General features: G+C 50.9%; 2 protein-coding genes. Both read right to left on the minus strand.

Going from position 1 to position 3,117, the window contains the following annotated elements:
* Nucleotides 1-206: 206 nt before the first annotated feature.
* Complete coding sequence (flhA, locus tag MHN01_RS22420; RefSeq protein ID WP_075763971.1) at nucleotides 207-2,306, minus strand: flagellar biosynthesis protein FlhA; 2,100 nt, start codon at nucleotides 2,304-2,306, stop codon at nucleotides 207-209.
* Nucleotides 2,307-2,459: 153 nt separating this feature from the next.
* On the minus strand, nucleotides 2,460-3,117 hold a 658-nt coding region (gene flhB / locus MHN01_RS22425; protein WP_239413549.1), incomplete at its 5' end, for a flagellar type III secretion system protein FlhB.

Below are 3,117 nucleotides of genomic sequence, written 5' to 3' on the forward strand. Positions count from 1 at the left end.
CAACAATCTCGACTCCGCCGGTCACTTTTTTATTTGACATGATCACCGCATCAGCACCGAGCTCTTCTTTCACTTCGCTCAGTGCAGTTCGCATGTCTTTGGCAAAAAATCGCTTAATTTTCAATCTTGTCTTCCCGTCTAATCACGCTATTGCTTACGGCATCTGTCACGCCAAGCCAGCCATTCGGTATTGCATCCACTCCGCCCTAGTTACCCACTGCATTGACAATGCGTATCTGTTTTTCGTCCGGAACCTCCTGATAGGACAGTACCCGCAACGACGGAATGGTATTTTTGACAAACTTAGCGAGCGTTGACCGTAATACACCGGAAGTCAGTAATACGGCAGGCTCCCCTTTCAGCTCTTGTTGCTGAGTGGCCTCGGTCAGTGAGCGCTGTAGACGCTCTGCCAGCCCTGGCTCGATGCCGGAAGATTCACCTCCGGCAGACTGCATAGTTTTATGCAATATTTGTTCCAATTCCGGAACTAAAGTAATCACTGGCAACTCTGGTTCTATACCATTGATTTCTTGGCAAATTAGTCGCTTAAGCCCAATACGAACAGCGGCCGTCAGAATGTCAGGATCTTGACTCTTGGAGGAGTACTCAGAAAGGGTCTGCACGATTGTCCGCACATCCCTGATCGGGATCCCTTCATGAAGCAAGTTCTGCAGCACTTTAACCACCACACCCAGCGACAACTGATCGGGAACAAAGCCCTCGACAAGCTTGGGTGTAGTCTGGCTCAACATCTCAAGCAAATTCTGTACTTCTTCATGGCCGAGCAGCTGCGAGGCACTGTTGGTCAGGATCTGGCTCAGGTGTGTGGCCAGTACCGTTGCAGAATCTACCACGGTATAACCAAGCGCCTGGGCATGTTCGCGCTGCGACTCCATTATCCACACGGCTTCAAGACCAAAGGCCGGATCGGTGGTCGCCTCGCCGTCAATGGTGCCAAAGACCTGTCCCGGGTTAATGGCCAGTTCCATATTAGGGTGAATATTGGCTTCCCCGCAAGCCACGCCCATCAGGCTCAATCTGTATGTATTGGGCGGCAACTCCAGGTTATCGCGAATATGAACCGGCGGGATCAAAAAGCCAAAGTCCTGAGACAACTTTTTGCGCACCCCTTTCACCCGCTCGAGCAACTCACCGCCCTGCTCTTTGTCGACCATAGGTATTAGACGATAACCCACTTCGAGGCCAATAACGTCGACAGGCTGCACATCATCCCAAGATAGTTCTTTCTGCGTCGGTTGGGCGGCCAGTTCCGTCGAAGAAGACGTTTCAGCCTCCGCCACCGCAGCCGCTTTTTCTTTCTTGATCCGCCAATAGGCAAAGCCCCCGATAGAAGCTGCCAGCAACAAGAACGGCACATGCGGCATTCCCGGCACAATCCCCATCACAAACAGGATCACCCCGGTAATAATCAGGGCCTGGGGATTATTGAACATCTGAAAGATGAGCTGCTGCCCCATATCTTCGTCAGTATTTTGACGAGTCACCATCATGGCTGCACCAATTGACAGCAACAGCGACGGGATCTGCGCAACCAGACCATCACCAATGGTCAGCAAACTATAAATTTCTATCGCACTGCCAAAGTTCAGACCGTGCTGGCCCATGCCAATCACCAGGCCGCCGATGATGTTGATGAAGAGGATCAGGATACCGGCAATGGCATCCCCTTTGACAAACTTCGACGCACCATCCATCGAACCGTAGAAGTCGGCCTCCTTGGTCACCTCAAAACGGCGAGTTCTGGCCTGCTCCTGATCAATCAGTCCGGCGTTCAAGTCCGCATCGATGGCCATCTGCTTGCCGGGCAAGGCATCAAGGGTAAAGCGGGCACTTACCTCGGAGATACGACCGGCACCCTTGGTGACAACCATAAAGTTAATGATCATCAAAATCAGGAACACCACCAGACCGACGGCATAGTTACCGCCAATCACCACCGAGCCGAAGGCGTCAATGACCTGACCGGCCGCATCGGGCCCCTCGTGCCCGTAGAGCAATACCACGCGGGTTGACGCTACGTTCAGCGCCAGACGCAACAAGGTGGCTATCAGCAACACGGTAGGGAAAGCCGCAAAGTCGAGCGGACGGCGGGTATAAACAGTAACCAGCAGTACCACAAGAGCCAGGGCAATATTGAAGGAAAAGGCCATATCCAGCAGTAACGGAGGCATAGGCAGCACAACCATTGCCAAGGTTGCCAAAACCATGACAGGTGCGCCTATTGCTGGCATAGATTGCAGGCGTGATAAAGGTAATTTATCCGCAAAGGGTATCGAAAGCTTCATTCAATCTTTTTGTTGTTGGTGTGGTACTGACGAACAGTGCGAGCGGTCTATTTTATCGCTTTAACGTTCAAACAGGAACCTTCAAAGCAATAATCATACCTTTCAAACCGTCAACAAATTGACGAAGCTTTGTATCAATATGATCTTTACAAATTAATATCGCATATCTGATGGAATATTTGTTGCTTCCTTTGAAAGCTGCGGTTTGGTTCCCTTGCCTTTGCGATATTGCTTAAGCTGGAAAATATAAGCAAGAACCTGTGCCACAGCGGCAAATAGCCCGTCAGGAATTTGTTGTTCCAACTCGGTGGTATGGTAAAGCGCACGCGCAAGCGGCGGTGCCGGCACAATGTCGACATCATGCTTATTGGCAATTTCCCGTATTTTCAGGGCCAGGTGGTCGATACCCTTGGCAACCACAACCGGCGCCGAGTCAATATCCGGATCATAGCGCAGAGCAACAGAAAAGTGTTCCGGGTTGGTAATAACGACATCGGCCTGGGGTACATCGGCCATCATCCGCCGCTGGGCCATCTCGCGCTGCAACATTCGGATCCGCCCTTTTACCTCAGGCTTACCTTCGCTGTCCTTAAATTCGTCCTTCACTTCCTGTTTGGTCATTTTTAGCTGTTCGTTATGCTGCCAAATCTGATAAGGAATATCGATGGCAACCACAATCAGCAACGAGCAACAGATCAACAGGACAAAACCCGACAAAATATCGAGTGCGTGGAACATGTTTTGCGGATAGATTTCAACGCTCAGCTGGAAGAAATCCTCCAGGTTGGCCAGCATAAGATAAAATGCGACC

Origin of the sequence: Photobacterium sp. OFAV2-7, assembly GCF_022347985.1 — a bacterium.
Taxonomy (GTDB): domain Bacteria; phylum Pseudomonadota; class Gammaproteobacteria; order Enterobacterales; family Vibrionaceae; genus Photobacterium.